Annotated in this window: 18 protein-coding genes; 5 read left to right on the forward strand and 13 right to left on the reverse strand. The window is 67.9% G+C overall.

Features of this window, described 5'->3' with window-relative positions; genetic code table 11:
- Positions 1-68: 68 nt before the first annotated feature.
- The 12 genes from rbsK to ACV229_RS03620 all read right to left on the reverse strand — a co-directional run bounded on the left by rbsK (position 69) and on the right by ACV229_RS03620 (position 12,135).
- The gene (rbsK, locus tag ACV229_RS03565; protein WP_448081743.1) at positions 69-1,007 is read right to left on the reverse strand and encodes a ribokinase; all 939 of its coding nucleotides are present in this window, start codon (positions 1,005-1,007) and stop codon (positions 69-71) included.
- Positions 1,004-2,035 carry a LacI family DNA-binding transcriptional regulator gene (locus ACV229_RS03570; RefSeq protein ID WP_448081744.1) on the reverse strand — a complete coding sequence of 344 codons (1,032 nt, stop codon included), beginning with the start codon at positions 2,033-2,035 and terminating at the stop codon, positions 1,004-1,006. The genes rbsK and ACV229_RS03570 overlap by 4 nt, the downstream gene beginning before the upstream one ends.
- Before the next feature lie 32 nt (positions 2,036-2,067).
- The gene (locus tag ACV229_RS03575; protein ID WP_448081745.1) at positions 2,068-3,084 is read right to left on the reverse strand and encodes an ABC transporter permease; all 1,017 of its coding nucleotides are present in this window, start codon (positions 3,082-3,084) and stop codon (positions 2,068-2,070) included.
- Entirely contained in the window at positions 3,081-4,685 is a 1,605-nt protein-coding gene (locus ACV229_RS03580) for a sugar ABC transporter ATP-binding protein (RefSeq protein WP_448081746.1), read from the reverse strand. Before ACV229_RS03580 ends, ACV229_RS03575 begins: the two co-directional genes overlap by 4 nt.
- Before the next feature lie 139 nt (positions 4,686-4,824).
- Positions 4,825-5,775, reverse strand: coding sequence for a substrate-binding domain-containing protein (locus ACV229_RS03585; protein ID WP_448081747.1), 951 nt, complete (start codon positions 5,773-5,775; stop codon positions 4,825-4,827).
- Between the two features lie 275 nt (positions 5,776-6,050).
- Complete coding sequence (locus ACV229_RS03590; protein WP_448081748.1) at positions 6,051-6,437, reverse strand: DUF805 domain-containing protein; 387 nt, start codon at positions 6,435-6,437, stop codon at positions 6,051-6,053.
- 235 nt (positions 6,438-6,672) lie between these two features.
- Positions 6,673-7,008, reverse strand: a complete 336-nt coding sequence (locus ACV229_RS03595; protein ID WP_448081749.1) for a hypothetical protein — start codon at positions 7,006-7,008, stop codon at positions 6,673-6,675.
- Positions 7,009-7,024: 16 nt separating this feature from the next.
- A complete protein-coding gene (locus ACV229_RS03600; protein ID WP_448081750.1) occupies positions 7,025-7,951 on the reverse strand; it encodes a CysB family HTH-type transcriptional regulator in 927 nt (308 codons plus the stop codon).
- 74 nt (positions 7,952-8,025) lie between these two features.
- Complete coding sequence (locus ACV229_RS03605; protein ID WP_448081751.1) at positions 8,026-9,084, reverse strand: sulfate/molybdate ABC transporter ATP-binding protein; 1,059 nt, start codon at positions 9,082-9,084, stop codon at positions 8,026-8,028.
- Between the two features lie 13 nt (positions 9,085-9,097).
- On the reverse strand, positions 9,098-10,045 hold the full coding sequence (gene cysW / locus ACV229_RS03610) for a sulfate ABC transporter permease subunit CysW (RefSeq protein ID WP_448081752.1): 948 nt from the start codon (positions 10,043-10,045) through the stop codon (positions 9,098-9,100).
- Positions 10,042-10,953 (reverse strand): sulfate ABC transporter permease subunit CysT, encoded by a 912-nt coding sequence (gene cysT / locus ACV229_RS03615; RefSeq protein WP_448081753.1) that lies wholly within the window; start codon positions 10,951-10,953, stop codon positions 10,042-10,044. The genes cysW and cysT overlap by 4 nt, the downstream gene beginning before the upstream one ends.
- A 144-nt stretch (positions 10,954-11,097) precedes the next feature.
- Positions 11,098-12,135: a sulfate ABC transporter substrate-binding protein gene (locus ACV229_RS03620; protein ID WP_448081754.1), complete on the reverse strand. Its 1,038-nt coding sequence runs from the start codon at positions 12,133-12,135 to the stop codon at positions 11,098-11,100.
- A gap of 277 nt (positions 12,136-12,412) precedes the next feature.
- On the opposite strand from ACV229_RS03620, the gene lexA reads away from it, so the two are divergent.
- The 3 genes from lexA to ACV229_RS03635 are packed head-to-tail and all read left to right on the forward strand — an operon-like array spanning position 12,413 to position 14,132.
- Entirely contained in the window at positions 12,413-13,060 is a 648-nt protein-coding gene (gene lexA, locus ACV229_RS03625) for a transcriptional repressor LexA (RefSeq protein ID WP_448081755.1), read from the forward strand.
- 26 nt (positions 13,061-13,086) lie between these two features.
- Positions 13,087-13,422 carry a hypothetical protein gene (locus tag ACV229_RS03630; protein ID WP_448081756.1) on the forward strand — a complete coding sequence of 112 codons (336 nt, stop codon included), beginning with the start codon at positions 13,087-13,089 and terminating at the stop codon, positions 13,420-13,422.
- Positions 13,423-13,451: 29 nt separating this feature from the next.
- Complete coding sequence (locus ACV229_RS03635; protein WP_448081757.1) at positions 13,452-14,132, forward strand: DUF2939 domain-containing protein; 681 nt, start codon at positions 13,452-13,454, stop codon at positions 14,130-14,132.
- A 76-nt stretch (positions 14,133-14,208) separates the two neighbouring features.
- Here the strand turns inward: ACV229_RS03635 and ACV229_RS03640 are convergent, their stop codons facing one another.
- Complete coding sequence (locus tag ACV229_RS03640; RefSeq protein ID WP_448081758.1) at positions 14,209-14,700, reverse strand: universal stress protein; 492 nt, start codon at positions 14,698-14,700, stop codon at positions 14,209-14,211.
- Positions 14,701-15,071: 371 nt separating this feature from the next.
- Between ACV229_RS03640 and nodI the strand changes: the two genes are divergently transcribed.
- Both nodI and ACV229_RS03650 read left to right on the forward strand, forming a co-directional pair.
- Positions 15,072-15,986, forward strand: coding sequence for a nodulation factor ABC transporter ATP-binding protein NodI (gene nodI, locus ACV229_RS03645; protein WP_448081759.1), 915 nt, complete (start codon positions 15,072-15,074; stop codon positions 15,984-15,986).
- A 6-nt stretch (positions 15,987-15,992) separates the two neighbouring features.
- The gene (locus tag ACV229_RS03650) at positions 15,993-16,826 is read left to right on the forward strand and encodes an ABC transporter permease (RefSeq protein ID WP_448081760.1); all 834 of its coding nucleotides are present in this window, start codon (positions 15,993-15,995) and stop codon (positions 16,824-16,826) included.
- Positions 16,827-16,996 lie beyond the last annotated feature (170 nt).

Consider the following 16,996-nt stretch of genomic DNA (forward strand, 5'->3'; position numbering starts at 1 on the left):
GGCGAGCGCGCACCGCGAATGCCATCGGGCGGCGACGCCCATCGGCACACGCAGCGCGAGGCGGCGCGTCAGCCGGCCAGTTCGGCAAGCGTCGGGATCGACGGCTGCGCGCCCGCGCGCGTGACGGAAATCGCGGCCGCGCGTTGCGCGAAGCGGATCGCGGAATCGACGTCGTCGCCGGCCGCGAGCCGGGCGGAAAAACCGCCGATGAACGTGTCGCCGGCCGCCGTGGTGTCGACGGCCTGCACCGCCGGGGCCGGGTAGTGCTGCGCCGTGCCGTCCGCGGTCAGCGCCAGCACGCCGCGCGCGCCGAGCGTGATCAGCACGTTGCGCGCCCCGCCCGCCTGCAGCGCGCGGGCGGCCGCGTCGGCGTCGGCCGGATCGCGGACCGGCAGCCCCGTCAGCGCGGCCGCCTCGACTTCGTTCGGAATCAGGTAATCGACGAGCGGCAGCCAGCCGGCCGGCAGCGGCGCGACGGCCGGGGCCGGATTCAGGACGACCGTGCGGCCGAGGCGACGCCCGGCCGACAACGCGGCGAGCACGGCGTCCGCCGGCGTCTCGAGCTGGCAGATCAGCACGTCGGCCGCACCGATCGCCGCGTCGTGGCGCGCGACCGCGTCCGGCATCACCTCGCCGTTGCCGCCCGCGACGATCACGATCGCGTTCTGGCTCGCGTCGTCGACGACGATCAGCGCGACGCCGGTTGCCGCGGTCGCGCTCGTCTCAAGCCCCGTGCAATCGATGCCTTCGGCCTCGAGACCGGCGCGCAGCGCGGCGCCGTGTGCATCCGCGCCGACGCAGCCGATCATCGCGACCTGCGCGCCGAGCCGCGCGGCGGCGACGGCCTGGTTGCCGCCCTTGCCGCCGGCCGCCTGCGCGAACGCATGGCCGGCCAGCGTTTCGCCCGGCAGCGGCAAGCGCGGCGCGCGGACGACGAGATCCATATTGAGGCTGCCGACGACGGCCACGCGGCCGGCGCCCGCGACGCCCGTCGTACGCGCCGTCATGCGCCGCCCCCGGCCGGCGCCGGCTCGCGGTACACGGCGGTCGACTCGCGCAGCACGAGACGCGGCGACACGACGCGCCGCCGGCTCGGCGCGGCCGTCGAGCCGCCGCCGATCCGCTCGATCAATGTCTGCGCAGCCATCTCGCCGAGCGCGCGCACCGACTGGCCGACCGTCGACAGCGCCGGATACGTGTAGCGGGAGAATTCGATGTCGTCGAAACCGATGATCGAGCAGTCTTCCGGCACCCGGATCCCGCGCTCGGCCGCCGCGCGCAGCGCGCCGACGCCCATCAGGTCGTTGCCCGCGAAGATCGCGCTCGGCCGCACCGTTTCGAACAGCCGCGACGCCGCGTGATAGCCGCCGAGGCACGAGAAGTCGCTTTGCGCGATCGCGCCCGGCACGATCTCGATGCCGCGCTCGGCCATCGCGCGGATGAAGCCGTGCACGCGCATCGCGCTGACGGCCGTCTCCACGGGCCCCGTGATGCAGCCGATCTTCGCGTGGCCGAGTTCGAGCAGGTGGCGGGTCGCGAGGTACGCGCCGCGTTCGTGGTCGATCTGCACGAGGTCGGCCGCGAGCCCCTCGATGTTGCGGTCGACGACGACGAGCGGCGCGTGCGTGTCGGCGAGCGTCTGCGCGAGCACCGCGTCCTCGCCGGCCGACGCGACGATCAGCCCGTCGATGCGCTTTTCCTGCAGCACGCGCAGGTAGTTGCGCTGCTTGACGGGGTCGTCGTCCGAATTGCAGAAGAACACGCAATAGCCGTTCGCCGCGCACTGATCCTCGATCCCGCGCGCGAGCTCGGCGAAGTACGGATTCGTGCTGTTCGGCACGACGAGCCCGATGGTCGCCGTCGCGCGCGCCTTCAGCGAGCGCGCGACCGCAGACGGCACGTAGTTCAGTTCGCGAATCGCGACTTCGACCTTCGCGCGCACGTCCGCGGACACCGGCCGCGAATTGTTCACCACGTGCGACACGGTCGTAAACGACACGCCCGCCATGGCCGCCACATCCTTGATCGTCGCCATATCCCGTTTCTCTCTGGTCTGTTCTGTTGTTTTTACCGGGCGCGAGCGCGCCGGCTGCGGTATGTGTCGAGCACGACCGCCACCACGATCACCGCCCCGGTAATGATCCGCTTGGTCGGCTCGTTCGCGCCGATCTGCGCAAGCCCCGCGGCCAGCACCGAGATGATCAACACGCCGAAGAACGTGCTGATCACCGACCCGCGGCCGCCCATCAGGCTCGTGCCGCCGATCACGACCGCCGCGATCACCTGCAGCTCGAGTCCGACGCCGGCGTTCGGATCCGCCGCCTCGAGGCGGGAGATCTGGAACAGCGACGCCAGCCCCGCGAACGCGCCCATCAGCGCGAATACGAGAATTTTATACGGCCGCGGGTTGACCCCGGCCAGCCGGACCGCCTCTTCATTCGTGCCTATTCCGACAAGATAGCGGCCGAACACGGTGCGCGTCAGCACGAACTGCGCGACGATCATCACCCCCACCGCGATCAGAAACGCCGGCGAAATGCCGACCGCGATCGGGTTCGACAGGAAATCGAACGCGTCGCCGATGTACGCGGTGCGCGAATTCGTCAGCTGATACGCGAGCCCGCGCGCGGCTTCGAGCACGCCGAGCGACACGATGAACGACGGAATCCGCCAGCCGACCGTGACCGCGCCCGTCAGCGTGCCCGTCACGGCCGCGACCGCGATGCCGAGCAGCGCGGCGGGCAGCGGCCCCCACTGCCACTTGAGCGCGGCGACGCTGACCATCGACGCGGCCAGCGCAAGCACCGAGCCGACCGACAGGTCGATGCCCGCAATGATCAGCACGAACGTCATGCCGACCGACATCACGACGAGATCGGGAATCTGGTTCGCGATCGTGCTGAACGTGTCGTAGGTCAGAAAGTGCGAGCTCAGCGTCGAGAACAGCGCGATCATCGCGGCGAGCGCGCCGGCGAGCCCGAGGTAGTTCGACACGCCGAGCCGCGTGCCGGACAGCGTGCGCGCGCGGCGCCCGCTCGCGCCGTGCACGGGCGCGTCGGTCGGGGAAACGGGGGGTTGCGTCATTGTGGTCGTCCTGTCGTCGAAGCGCCGGGCTCGGCCGGCGGTACCTTCCAGGCATCGGGATCGCGCGCGGCCTCGTGGCGGCCGAAGCCGGCGAACGCCGCGGCCAGCAGCGCATCCTGGGTCCAGTTGCCGCGCTCGAACACGGCCGTCATGCGGCCGGCCGACATCACGCCGATCCGGTCGCAGATCAGCATCAGCTCGCGCAGGTCGCTCGACACGACGACGAGCGCGCGCCCTTCGCGGGCGAGTGCACCCATCAAAGTGTAGATCTCGAACTTGGCGCCGACGTCGATTCCGCGCGTCGGCTCGTCGAACAGCAGCACGCCCATGTCGCGCGCGAGCCAGCGGCCGATCACGACCTTCTGCTGGTTGCCGCCCGACAGCTCGCCGACCGGCTGCGACGCCCCATGGGTGCGAATGTGCAGCGCGTCGATCTGCCGCTCGGCAAGCGCCGCCTCGCGGGCGCCGTCGACGATGCCTGCGCGCGCGAGCCGGTCGAGCTGGCCGAGCGACACGTTCGCGGTGACCGACTGCGACAGCAGCAGGCCCTCGCCCTTGCGGTCCTCGGTGATCAGCGCGATCCCGTGCCGCACCGCGTCGACCGGCGAGCGGATCTCGGCCGGCTCGAGCGGTTCGCCGACCGCGATCATCCCCGCGTCCGGTGTGTCCGCGCCATAGATCAGCCTCAGGAGTTCGGTCCGCCCGGCGCCGATCAGGCCCGAGATGCCGAAGATCTCGCCCGAGCGCACCTCGAGCGATACGTCCCGCACGGCCGGCTCTCGCGTCATCCCCGATACGACAAGCCGCGGCGCACCGAAATGACGTGCGCCGAGGTCGATGTGCTCGCCGACCTCGCGGCCGACCATCAGCGTGACGAGGCGCTCGGTCGTCGTCGCGGCCATGTCGCCGAGATGCACGAGCCGCCCGTCGCGCAGCACCGCGACCCGCTCGGCGACGCGCGCGAGCTCCTCGAGCCGGTGCGAGATGTAGACGATCGCGACGCCGCGCGCCTTCAGCCGGTCGACCTGCGCGAACAGCAGCTCGACCTCGCGTGCGGTCAGCATCGCGGTCGGTTCGTCGAGGATCAGCACGCGGCAGTCGCCGATCAGGTTGCGCGCGATCTCGACCATCTGCTGGTGGCCGATCCCGAGCGCGCCGACGGGCGTATCCGGATCGACGTCGTCGAGCCCGACCTGCGCCATCGCCGCGCGTGCGTCGTCGCGCAACCGCTGGCGGTCGATGATGCCGAAGCGGCGCGGCAGACGGTTCAGGAACAGGTTCTCGGCGACCGACAGCGTGGGCAGCAGGTTCAGCTCCTGCATCACCATCCGCACGCCGAGCGCCTCGGCCTGCGTGCGGCTCGCCGGCGCATACGCGCGGCCGCCGATCTGCATCGCGCCGGCCGTCGGCGCGACGAGCCCGCCGACGATCTTCGACAGCGTGCTCTTGCCGGCGCCGTTTTCGCCCGTCAGCGCAAGCGCCTCGCCCGGCGCGAGCGTCAGCGACACGTCCGCGAGCACCGGCTCGGCATAGGTCTTGCCGATGCCGGAGACGGTCAGCACGGGGACGGCTGAACGGGAAGGTTCGAAGGTCGGTTCCATCGCGATCCTGGTTGCGGCCGCGCGCGCGGCGCACGCGGGATTGACGCTCACAAGTGGCACGCTGGGGCCGTGATCGCGCTCACCCCGGATAACGGCCACCGCACCGGATTCTTGAGGGCGGCAGCCGATCCGGGCGGCGTTACTTGGTCACGAGATCGACCGGCGTCTCGACCACGCCGGACATGTCGGCCTGCTTGCGGTGCTCGGCGATTGCCTTCAACGCCGTGTCGATGCCGAACACGGCCTGCTTCGCCGCGTACTGGTCGGCGGTCGCGAGCACGCGGCCGTCCTTCAGCATCGGCTTGATCGCGTTGATGTTGTCGTAGCCGACCACGGCCACCTTGCCCTGCTTGCCGGCCGCGCGCACCGCGGACACCGCGCCGATCGCCATGTTGTCGTTGCCGCACAGCAGCGCCTTCAGGTTCGGGTATTCGTTGAGCATTGCGGACGCAACCGCGTTGCCCTTGTCGATCTCCCATTCGCCCGACTGCACCGACACGACCTTCATGCCGCCCGCCTTCATCGCGTCCTGGAAGCCGGCCGTGCGCTGCTGCGCGTTGGTCGTCGTCGACACGCCCTCGACGATCCCGACCTGGTCGCCGGCCTTCAGCTTCTTCGCGAGGAAATCGCCGACCTTGCGCGCGCCCTTGCGGTTGTCGGGGCCGACGAACGGCACGTTCAGGTTCTTCGACTTCAGCACGTCCGGATCGAGCCGGTTGTCGATGTTGACGACGATGATGCCGGCGTCGACGGCCTTCTTCACGACCGGCACGAGCGCCTTCGAATCGGCCGGCGCGAGCACGATCGCATCGACCTTCGACACGATCATCTGCTCGACGATGCGGATCTGGTTCGCGGTGTCGGTCTCGTCCTTGATGCCGTTCGTGATCAGGTCGAACTGGCTCGCGTTGTGCTTCTGATATTCCTTCGCGCCGGTTTCCATCGTCAGGAAGAATTCGTTGGCGAGCGACTTCATCACGAGCGCGACCTTCGGCTTGCCGGCCGCCTCGGCATGGGCGATCGGCGCGGCGGCGAGCGCGACGGCCGCGAGCGCGGCGGTCAGGAAACGACGGCGAAAGGTGACATTCATACACATCTCCTGGCGACTGGCCCCGTGGGGCCACCTGTTGTTTTATTGTGAGCAAACGTTTGCGCCACATGTCCCGGACAACGGCCATCGATGCTGTCGGTACCACGGAAAGAGTTGCGAGGCAGACGGCCGGCTGCCGGGCGCGCGCAGGGCGTTCACACGCCACCGCCGGCAGGCCGCCGGCGAAGTGAGGGCTATGCTGGACCGTTTCGCGGCCATGCGCAACCCGTCTGATCAATATTTAAGGGTTTATTCGGAGCATGCCGGGAACGGCATCAAGCGCGGTCGCCTTCCGCGGACGATGCGTCGTCGCCCTTCTTCAGCGGCTCGCCGAAGCGGTTCGCGTGCGGCGTCCCGGCCAGGAAGCCGTGCATCACCAGCAGTGCGATCGGGCCGACGATCGGGACGAGGTACAGCAGCAGCCACCATCCGGATTTGTCGATGTCATGCAGGCGCTTGACCCCGACCGCGAGACACGTCCATACCGCGAGCACGGCGATCGCGAGAACGCTCAGCACCAGCCAGATCGGCGCGTCGTCGCCGGCATCGCGCGTCATTGCGTCGACCAACAGGCTGATCACCCCGGTGATCACCGTGTAAATCCACCATTCCAGGCGCCCGATCCGGCCGTTGAAGAAAAACAGAAACCATTTCAAATTCATCGCGTGCTCCGTTCGTGATCGTGGGTTCATTTTGCGGCTTCATTTCGCGAGTTCATTCCGTATTTGCGCGCTCGCCGCCATTGCCGAGAATCGCCACGAATTGCGCGCATGTCTCACGTTGACTCAAGCCACCATTCACGATGCCTCATGCTGCCTGCGGCGCGGCGGCCGCCTGGGCCCTGCGCGGCACAACGTCCGACCCGACGCCCCGGATGCGCTGCCGGGCCGTGGATCGTCAATCAACGCTTTCCGGACTGACCGGGAAATAATCGCCGCAATCGGCAATGTGGGAATTTACCACTGCAATGCGGTTCCGATTCGCAAAATCGTGAATGGCAGCCGATATGCACGCGCCGACTCGCATTAGCGCATTTTTGAATCGCGGATTTTCGACGAATCGCGAACGGCGGATGATTGCGTCGCGATGAAACATGATCTCGGGCGCGCGCGATGACTTGATGCCAGGCGCGAACGAATGACGCGCGATGCGCCCGGGAACGAAGCGGCAGCGATGCCGCCGCGCGCCCCTGCCTGCCGGTGCCATCCCGAAGCCGGACGGCGCGGCGAGCAATGCACGCGCGTCGCCGTCAGACGGCTTCGCGCAACTGTCCGGCGATCTCGGCCTCGTTCAGGTGCGGCGCGAACATTTCGATCAGCCGGTACGCATACGCGCGCAGGAACGCGCCCTTGCGCAGACCGACCCGCGTCGTGCTCGCCTCGAACAGGTGCTGCGTATCGAGTGCGACGAGGCCCGTGTCGCGCAGCGGGTCGTACGCCATCGCCGCGACGACGCCGATTCCCATGCCGAGCTCGACGTAGGTCTTGATCACGTCCGCGTCGATCGCGGTCAGCACGACGTCCGGCACCGCGCCCGCCTGCGCGAACGCCTGGTCGATGTGCGAGCGGCCCGTGAAGTCCTGGTCGTAGGTAATGATCGGATATTCGGCGATGTCGTCGAGCGTCAGGTTTTCGCGGCCGACAAGCGGATGGTCCTTCGGCACGACCACCGTGTGATGCCACGAGTAGCACGGGAACGTGACGATGTCCGAATAGCGGTCGAGCGCCTCGGTCGAGATGCCGAGATCCGCCTCGCCGTTCAGGATCATCTGCGCGATCTGCTGCGGGCTGCCCTGCCGCAGCGCGAGGTGCACCTTCGGGAACACTTCCGTGAACTGGCGGATCACCTTCGGCAGCGCGTAGCGCGCCTGCGTGTGGGTCGTCGCGACGACGAGGTGGCCGCTGTCCTGGTCCGCGAACTGGCGCGCGACACGGCGCAGGTTCTCCGCGTCGAGCAGCATCCGCTCGATCAGCTGGTGCACGGCCTTGCCGGGCTCGGTGAGGCCCGTCAGCCGCTTGCCGCGCCGGATGAAGATGTCGACGCCGAGCTCGTCCTCCAGGTCCTTGATCTGCTTCGACACGCCCGACTGCGACGTGTACAGCACGTTCGCGACCTCCGTCAGGTTCATGTTCTGGCGCACGGCCTCGCGCACGAAGCGCAGTTGCTGAAAGTTCATGGGTATGCCTCTTAGGCTGTCTTTTATCTGGTTGTTTGATGAATCCGTTGCCTGCGTTGCCGGGCGTGCAAGCGTCAACGCGCCGGGAACACGCGCACCGCGCGCGGCACGGCCGTCGCGCCGTCGCCGACCTGCAGCGCGAGCGCGCGCCACGCGTCGCGATCGAGTTCGGCCTCGAGCGCGCCGCCGGAACGCGCCTCGAGCTCGACGCGCACCGAGCCGCCGAGCGGCACGACACGGCGCACGTCGACCGCGATGCCGTCCCGATGCCCGCCGTCCGCCGGCCGAAGCTGCAGGTCGTGCGGGCGCACGTAGGCGTTCGCCGGCCCCGCGAAATCGGCATCGACCGCGATCGGCGCGGCGGCGCCAGCGGCGACGAAGCCACGATCGGCGACCGTGCCCGGCAGCCGGTTCGCCGCGCCGAGGAATTCGTAGACGAACGCGCTTTCCGGATGATCGTAGACGTCCTGCGGGCTGCCGACCTGCTCGACGCGGCCGCGGTTCAGCACGACGATGCGGTCCGCAACCTCGAGCGCTTCCTCCTGGTCGTGCGTGACGAAGATCGTCGAGATGTGCAGGTCGTCGTGCAGGCGCCGCAGCCAGCTGCGCAGTTCCTTGCGGACCTTCGCGTCGAGCGCGCCGAACGGCTCGTCGAGCAGCAGCACCTTCGGCTCGACCGCGAGCGCGCGGGCGAGCGCGATGCGCTGCCGCTGCCCGCCCGACAGCTCGGAAGGATAGCGTTGTGCGAGCCAGTCGAGCTGCACGAGCTTCAGCAATTCGTGCACCTTGTCGCGGATCGCGGCGTCCGACGGCCGCTCTCGGCGCGGCTTCACGCGCAGCCCGAACGCGACGTTCTCGAATACGGTCATGTGACGGAACAGCGCGTAATGCTGGAACACGAAGCCGACCTGGCGGTCGCGCGCGCCGACCGACGCGACGTCCTGCCCCTGCAGCACGACCTGCCCCGCGTCCGCGTGCTCGAGGCCCGCGATCACGCGCAGCAGCGTGGTCTTGCCGCAGCCGGACGGCCCGAGCAGCGCGACGAGCTCGCCCGCCGGAAAGTCGAGCGACACGTTGTCGAGTGCCGTGAAATCGCCGAAGCGCTTCTGGAGATGACGTACGGTGATGCCCATTCTGGTTGCCTCTTTACGGATTCGACGAGGTGACGGCGGGACCGGCGTGCGCGGGAACGGCGTCGCGCGCGCCGGCGAGATCGGCTGCAAGGTGACGCTCCGCGAGGAGCTTCAGCGCGAGCGTGACGAGCGCGAGCAACGCCAGCACCGACGCCACCGCGAACGCGGCCGCGAAGTTGTATTCGTTGTACAGGATCTCGACGTGCAGCGGCATCGTGTCGGTCTGCCCGCGGATGTGGCCGGACACGACCGACACCGCGCCGAACTCGCCCATCGCGCGCGCATTGCACAGGATCACGCCGTACAGCAGGCCCCACTTCACGTTCGGCAGCGTCACGCGGCGGAAGATCTGCCAGCCGGACGCGCCGAGCACGCGTGCGGCCTCCTCCTCGTCGCTGCCCTGCGCCTGCATCAGCGGGATCAGCTCGCGCGCGACGAACGGGAACGTGACGAAGATCGTCGCGAGCACGATACCGGGCACCGCGAAGATGATCTGCACGTCGTGCGCCTGCAGCCACGGCCCGAGCCAGCCCTGCGCGCCGAACAGCAGCACGTAGATCAGGCCCGAGATCACCGGCGACACCGAGAACGGCAGGTCGATCAGCGTCGTCAGCAGCGCCTTGCCGCGGAACTCGAACTTCGCGATCGCCCACGATGCGCACACGCCGAACACGAGGTTGAGCGGCACCGCGATCACCGCGACGGTCAGCGTCAGCTTGATCGCCGACCACGCGTCCGGATCGGCGAGCGACTCGACGTAGAAGCCGACGCCTTTCCTCAACGCCTCGACGAACACCGCGGCGAGCGGCACGACGAGGAAGAAGCCGAGAAATGCGAGTGCGACGCCGGTCAGCAGCCAGCGCACCGCGCGCGGCTCGCTGACGGGGTCGAGCTGTCGTGCGGCGCGCGCACGCGCCGCGGAAGACGGGGTTTTCAGCACGGTGCTGGCCTCCTGGCTCATGACTGGCCTCCTGCGGTGGCGGCTGCAGCGGCGATCGCAGGCGCGGGACCGCTCGCGCCCTTGCCGGACGAGCCACGGCTCGTCCTGCGCTGCAGATACCACTGCAGCGTGTTGATCAGCAGCAGCATCAGGAACGACACGACGAGCATCACGACCGCGAGCGCGGTCGCGCCCGCGTAGTCATACTGCTCGAGCTTCGTGATGATGAGGAGCGACGTGATCTCGGATTTCATCGGCACGTTGCCGGCGATGAAGATCACCGAGCCGTATTCGCCGAGCGCGCGCGCGAACGCGAGCGCGAAGCCCGTCAGCAGCGCCGGCAGCACGGCCGGCAGCACGACGCGGCGGAACGTCAGCCAGCGCGACGCGCCGAGGCACGCGGCCGCCTCTTCCTGCTCGCGCTCGAAATCCTCGAGCACGGGCTGCACGGTGCGCACGACGAACGGCAGGCCGATGAAGGTCAGCGCGACCAGCACGCCGAGCGGCGTAAACGCGATCTTGATGCCGAACGGCGCGAGGTACTGGCCGACCCAGCCGTTGGTCGCGTAGACGGCCGCGAGCGAGATGCCGGCGACCGACGTCGGCAGCGCGAACGGCAGGTCGACGATCGCGTCGACCACGCGCTTGAACGGGAACGTGTAACGCACGAGCACCCACGCGACGAGGAAGCCGAACACGGCGTTGATCAGCGCGCCGCCGAGCGCGGCCGAGAACGTCAGCCGGTACGACGCGAGCACGCGCGGCGACGCGACGGCTGCGACGAACTGGTCCCACGACAGCGTCGCGGTCTTCAGGAAGGTGGCGGCGAGCGGGATCAGCACCACGAGGCTCAAATAGGCCACCGTGATGCCGAGCGTCACGCCGAAGCCGGGCAGCGCGCTCGGCTTGCGAAAGGTGTACGTCGTCATCGGATGCTCTTGCTGGGTCGAATCTCATGGGTCCGACGCGCGCGCCGGCGCTGTGAGTCGCGCCGGCGTACCGTCGGGTGTGCGGCGCTTGCCGTGGCGCGCCGCTGTCGTTATGTCCGCCTTATGTCCGCCGTGCCCGTGTCGTCATTGCGGCTTGTAGATCGAGTCGAACACGCCGCCGTCCGCGAAATGCGTCTTCTGCGCATTCGTCCAGCCGCCGAACGTGTCGTCGACCGTGTACAGCTTCAGCTTCGGGAACTGCTTCGTCAGTTCCGCCGGCACGTTCTTCGAACGCGGCCGGTAGTAGTTGCGCGCCGCAATCTCCTGGCCCTGCGGGCTGTACAGGAAGTTCAGGTACGCGTCGGCGAGCTTGCGCGTGCCCTTCTTGTCGACCACCTTGTCGACCACCGCGACGGGCGGCTCGGCCAGGATGCTCACCGACGGCACGACGATCTCGAACTTGTCCGCGCCGAATTCCCTGATCGACAGGAACGCCTCGTTCTCCCACGCGATCAGCACGTCGCCGATACCGCGCTGCACGAAGCTCGTCGTCGCGCCTCGCGCACCGGAGTCGAGCACGCCTGCGTTCTTGTAGAGCTTCGTGACGAAGTCCTTCGCCGTCTGCTCGTTGCCGGCCGGCTTGTGCACCGCGTACGCCCACGCGGCGAGATAGTTCCAGCGCGCGCCGCCCGATGTCTTCGGGTTCGGCGTGACGATCGACACGCCCGGCTTGGTCAGATCGTCCCAGTCCTTGATGCCCTTCGGATTGCCCTTGCGCACCAGGAACACGATCGTCGACGTATACGGCGACGCGTTGTCGGGCAGGCGTTTTTGCCAGTCCTTGCCGACGAGTCCCTTGTTCGCGAGCGCGTCGATGTCGTAAGCGAGCGCGAGCGTCACGACATCCGCCTGCAGCCCGTCGAGCACCGAACGCGCCTGCGCGCCGGAGCCGCCGTGCGACTGCTTGAAGTTGACGGTCTCGCCCGTCTTCGCCTTCCATTCCTTGCCGAACGCCTGGTTGAAATCCTGGTACAGCTCGCGTGTCGGGTCGTACGACACGTTCAGGAACGGCGTATCGGCGTGGGCATGCGCCGCGACGCCCAGCGCCGCGGCCGCGCCCAGCGCGAATGTTGCGATCAGGCGGCTTACCCCGCCCACCAGCCCCGTGTTGCGCTTCACCATCCGTCGTTCTCCCGCGTTGTTGGTCATGTTGTCGGTCTTGCGATGTGCGGGCCAGTCTAACGAACGGGTTACATGATTAAAAATAATCGTTCTTCATTTTTTAATACTCAAAAGTGCTAACGCAGACGGGACGGACGGTTGCGGCAGACGAACCGGCGTCCGGACGTCGCGGGATCGCGCCGGAATCGCCGCGATCGCGACGAACCTCACGTAACACTTGAAATTCGCGAAGTACTGTATAAAAATACAGCTCACTGTCTATCCATACAGTTGAGCCATGACCAAACTCACCGCCCGCCAGCAGCAAGTGTTCGACTTGATCCGCCGCGCGATCGAGCGCTCCGGCTTCCCGCCCACCCGTGCCGAGATCGCGGCCGAGCTGGGCTTCAGCTCGCCGAATGCGGCCGAAGAACACCTTCGCGCGCTGGCGCGCAAAGGCGTGATCGAGCTGGCAGCCGGCGCGTCGCGCGGCATCCGCCTGCTCGGCATCGACGACGCGCCGCACCAGTTCACGCTGCCGCATGCAGGCCTGATGCAGCTGTCGCTGCCGCTCGTCGGCCGCGTCGCGGCAGGCAGCCCGATCCTTGCGCAGGAGCACATCTCGCAGCATTACGCGTGCGATCCCGCGCTGTTCTCCAGCAAGCCCGACTACCTGCTGAAGGTCCGCGGCCTGTCGATGCGCGACGCCGGCATCCTCGACGGCGACCTGCTCGCCGTGCAGAAGCGCACGGAAGCGAAGGACGGCCAGATCATCGTCGCGCGTCTCGGCGACGACGTCACGGTCAAGCGCCTGAAGCGCCGCCCCGGCGGCCTCGAGCTGATCGCGGAGAACCCGGATTACGAAAACATCTTCGTCAAGGCCGGCAGCGCGGAATTCGCGCTGGAAGGCATCGCCGTCGGGCTGATCCGCTCGGGCGAATTCTGACAATCCGTCTCGCTCAGGAGAACAACATGGAACGCCTTGCCCGCCTGCTGCCTTTCCGTCAATTCGGCCGTCTGCGTCACCTGCGCGGCCGCACACCCTGCGCGCCGCTGTCCGCGGCGCCCGTCGGTCATGAAGAAGTCGCAGTCGAACCGCATGCGTCCCTGCTGCCGTCGGCGCTGCCCGCGTTCGCGCGGGTATCGCTGAACGCCGGACTGAATCACGCGGAGCCCGCGCGTCGTGCGCCGGTGCGCGTCTACCACGGCCGGTCGCGCCTGATCATGGTCGGGACGATCGATGCGGTGTGCCGGATGATCGATCGCTGTATTGCGGAGGAACGTTCTGCCGCGCAGGGTGGTCTCTGATTGCGGAAGGTTCCCGCACCGGAGGCGCCGTGAATCACGCACCGGGCCGCGCGAAGCGGCTCAAACCCCTGTTGATCGTTGTGCTGGTGGCCGCCGTGCTTGCGGCGGTCGGCTACGCATACGCGTCACCGTATGTCGCGCTCGGCCGCCTGAAAGCGGCGATCGATGCGCGCGATGCGCAAACGGTCAGCGACTATGTCGATTTTCCGTCGCTGCGCATCAGTCTCAAGCAGCAGGTCACCGACGAGTTGATGCGCCGGATCGACCCGAAGCGGCAGGACAACAATCCGTTCGCCATAATCGGCGCGTTGATCGGCTCCGCGTTGATCGGGCCGCTGGTTGATGCGTATGCAACGCCCGAAGGCGTCGCTGCGCTGATGAGCGGGATACCGCCGCGCGGCAATCCGGGCGAGCGTCCGCCCGAATGGGCGGCGCAACCGCCGGGCGGCGCTTCGGGCACGCAGGCTGCCGGCGCGGCGAATCCGCCCGCGGGCAGCGCGCCGGCAGCAGCGCCATCGCCGCCGTCGCCGCCAACCGACCAGGCGCACGCAGCCGCGCCCGAGAGACGGCCAACGAGCGCCGGATACAGGAACATCGACGAATTTGTCGTCACCTACCGGCGCAACGTCGATGGCGCGCGCTACGCGGCGATCTTCCACCGCGAAGGTCTGTTTTCGTGGAAGCTGTCCGCGGTCGAACTGCACGACTGAACCGGCGGCATGCCGGTCCCGGCCGCACCCGGCGCACGGCGTGAGCCGGCGCCGGTCAGGCGCGCACATCGGGCACTCACTTCACCGTCGCGGCGTCGCGTTCACGGGCGATTTCGGCCTTCTGTTCTTCCGCCGTCGAGCAGGCCACCAGGATGCTGCAGCTCACCCGATCGAGCAGTTGGGTGTTGCCTGACCCCATCCACCATCTCGACAGTCCGCTGCGGCAGCGGTGCCCGACCACGATCAGGTCGACTTTCAGCTCCGATGCGAGATTCGCGATTTCGTCGATCGGGTAGCCGAACGCGAAATGGCCTTCGGCCTGCAGTCCCCGCTCGCGCAGCCAGTCCACCCCTTCCTGCAGGATTTCGCGCGCGGTTTCCTCGAAACGGCCGCACGCGACATCGGTCAGCAGCCCGGCGCTTTGCGCGATGCTCGAACGCATGTCGACGACGGACAACAGATGCGTCTCGGCCTTCAGGTCCATCGCGAGATTGGCACCGCAACGCAATGCCTTGCGTCCCTCGAGCGTGCCGTCGTAGCACAGCAGAATCTTGTTGTAGCTAGCCATGAAACCTCCCTATCGCAACAACGAACCCTACGCAATCATCATGGTGCGCCGCAATTCAGGACGCAAGGGATGGAAAACGCTGATTCGCCCCGTGCGGCCTGTTCGCGATGATGCAGTGCATGATCCGCCGCATGTTGCCCGCGTATCGCGCATGCGCGCCCTGAAGAGATGCAACCGATGCACTAGAATGGCCCGTCGGTGTCGCATATTCGCATCACGCATGCGTGTCGCGAAACGTCGCCGCACCGGACCATGACCGTGCGACGCGCGCCCGGCCGAACCGTCCGCGCGCCGGTGATCGCGCACCGGTAATGGCGCACGCGTTCGCCGGACACGTTTGATACGCTACACCTCCAACGACAATCTCGCCCATGTCCGTCGCACCGATCGATTTCCAGAATGTCGAAAAGCGCTATGGCGGCAAGCTCGTCGTCAACGGCCTGTCGTTTCGCGTGCACGCCGGCGAGTGCTACGGCCTCCTCGGACCGAACGGCGCCGGCAAGACCACGACACTGAAAATGCTGCTCGGCATCGCCTACCCGGACGCCGGCACGATCTCGCTGTGCGGCGAACCGGTGCCGTCGCGCGCGCGCCTTGCCCGTCAGCGGGTCGGTGTCGTTCCGCAGTTCGACAATCTCGATCCGGATTTCACGGTTCGCGAGAATCTGCTCGTGTTCAGCCGCTATTTCGGCCTGTCGGCCCATGACGCACGCGCGCTCGTGCCGTCGCTGCTGGAATTCGCGAAGCTCGAGAACAAGGCGGATGCGAAGGTCAGCGAGCTGTCGGGCGGCATGAAGCGGCGGCTGACGCTCGCCCGCGCGCTCGTCAACGATCCGGACGTGCTGGTGCTCGACGAGCCGACGACGGGGCTCGATCCGCAGGCGCGGCACCTGATGTGGGAGCGGCTGCGCTCGCTGCTTGCACGCGGCAAGACGATCCTGATCACCACGCACTTCATGGAGGAAGCCGAGCGCCTGTGCGATCGCCTGTGCGTGATCGAGGAAGGCCGAAAAATTGCCGAAGGCGCGCCGCACGCGCTGATCGAATCGGAAATCGGCTGCGACGTGATCGAGATCTACGGTCCCGAGCCGTCCGCGCTGCGCGACGAACTCGCCGCCTACGCGGTGCGTACCGAGATCAGCGGCGAGACGCTGTTCTGCTACGTGAGCGATCCGGAGCCGCTGAACGCGCGGCTCAAGGGCCGCGCCGGATTGCGCTATCTGCATCGACCCGCCAATCTGGAGGACGTATTCCTGCGGCTGACCGGCCGCGAAATGCAGGACTGACCGATCATGGACGTACGCGACTATTCCACTTCCGCCCCGTCCGCGCCGCCGCGCGAATCGCGCTTCGCGATCGCGATGCCCGCCAACGCGACCAACTGGTTCGCGGTCTGGCGCCGCAACTACCTCGTCTGGCGCAAGCTCGCGGTCGCGTCGATGATCGGCAATCTCGCGGATCCGATGATCTACCTGTTCGGGCTCGGTTTCGGTCTCGGCCTGATGCTCGGCCACGTGGACGGCGTGTCGTACATCGCGTTCCTCGCGGCCGGCACGGCCGGCTCGAGCGTGTTGATGTCGGCGAGCTTCGAAGCGATGTATTCGGGCTTCTCGCGGATGCACGTGCAGCGCACGTGGGAAGCGATCATGCATACGCCGCTCGCGCTCGGCGACATCGTGCTCGGCGAGATCGTCTGGGCAGCCAGCAAGGCCATGCTGTCGGGCGCCGCGATCATGATCGTCGCAGGCCTGCTCGGCTACGCGAGCTTCCCGTCGATGCTCACGGCGTTGCCGGTGATCGCGCTCGCCGGCCTCGCGTTCGCCAGCGCTGCAATGATCGTCACCGCGCTGGCGCCGTCATACGATTTCTTCATGTTCTATCAGACGCTCGTGCTGACGCCGATGCTGCTGCTGTCGGGCGTGTTCTTTCCGCTCACGCAGCTGCCGGAAATTGCGCAGCATGCAGCGCATGCGCTGCCGCTCGCGCACGCGGTCGAGCTGATCCGGCCCGCGATGCTCGGCCGGCCCGCGTCGCATGTCGGCACGCACGTCGCCGTGCTGGCCGGCTATGCGATCGGCGGTTTCCTGCTGTCTGCATGGCTGTTCCGGCGGCGAATGATGCGCTGACACCGGTGCATTGCGCACCGGGAACGCCCGCGTGCGATGCGCTCGCGTATTGCACATCGCTGGCACGTCAGCCGCTGGTCTCGCGCACCGCGCGTTTCACCCGCCCGTCCGGCGCGGCGACTCGCCTGCCCCGGGAGTCCGGAGCCGCTGCTTGTGCCGGCGGTGTCGCG

The organism is Burkholderia sp. MR1-5-21, from assembly GCF_053427715.1.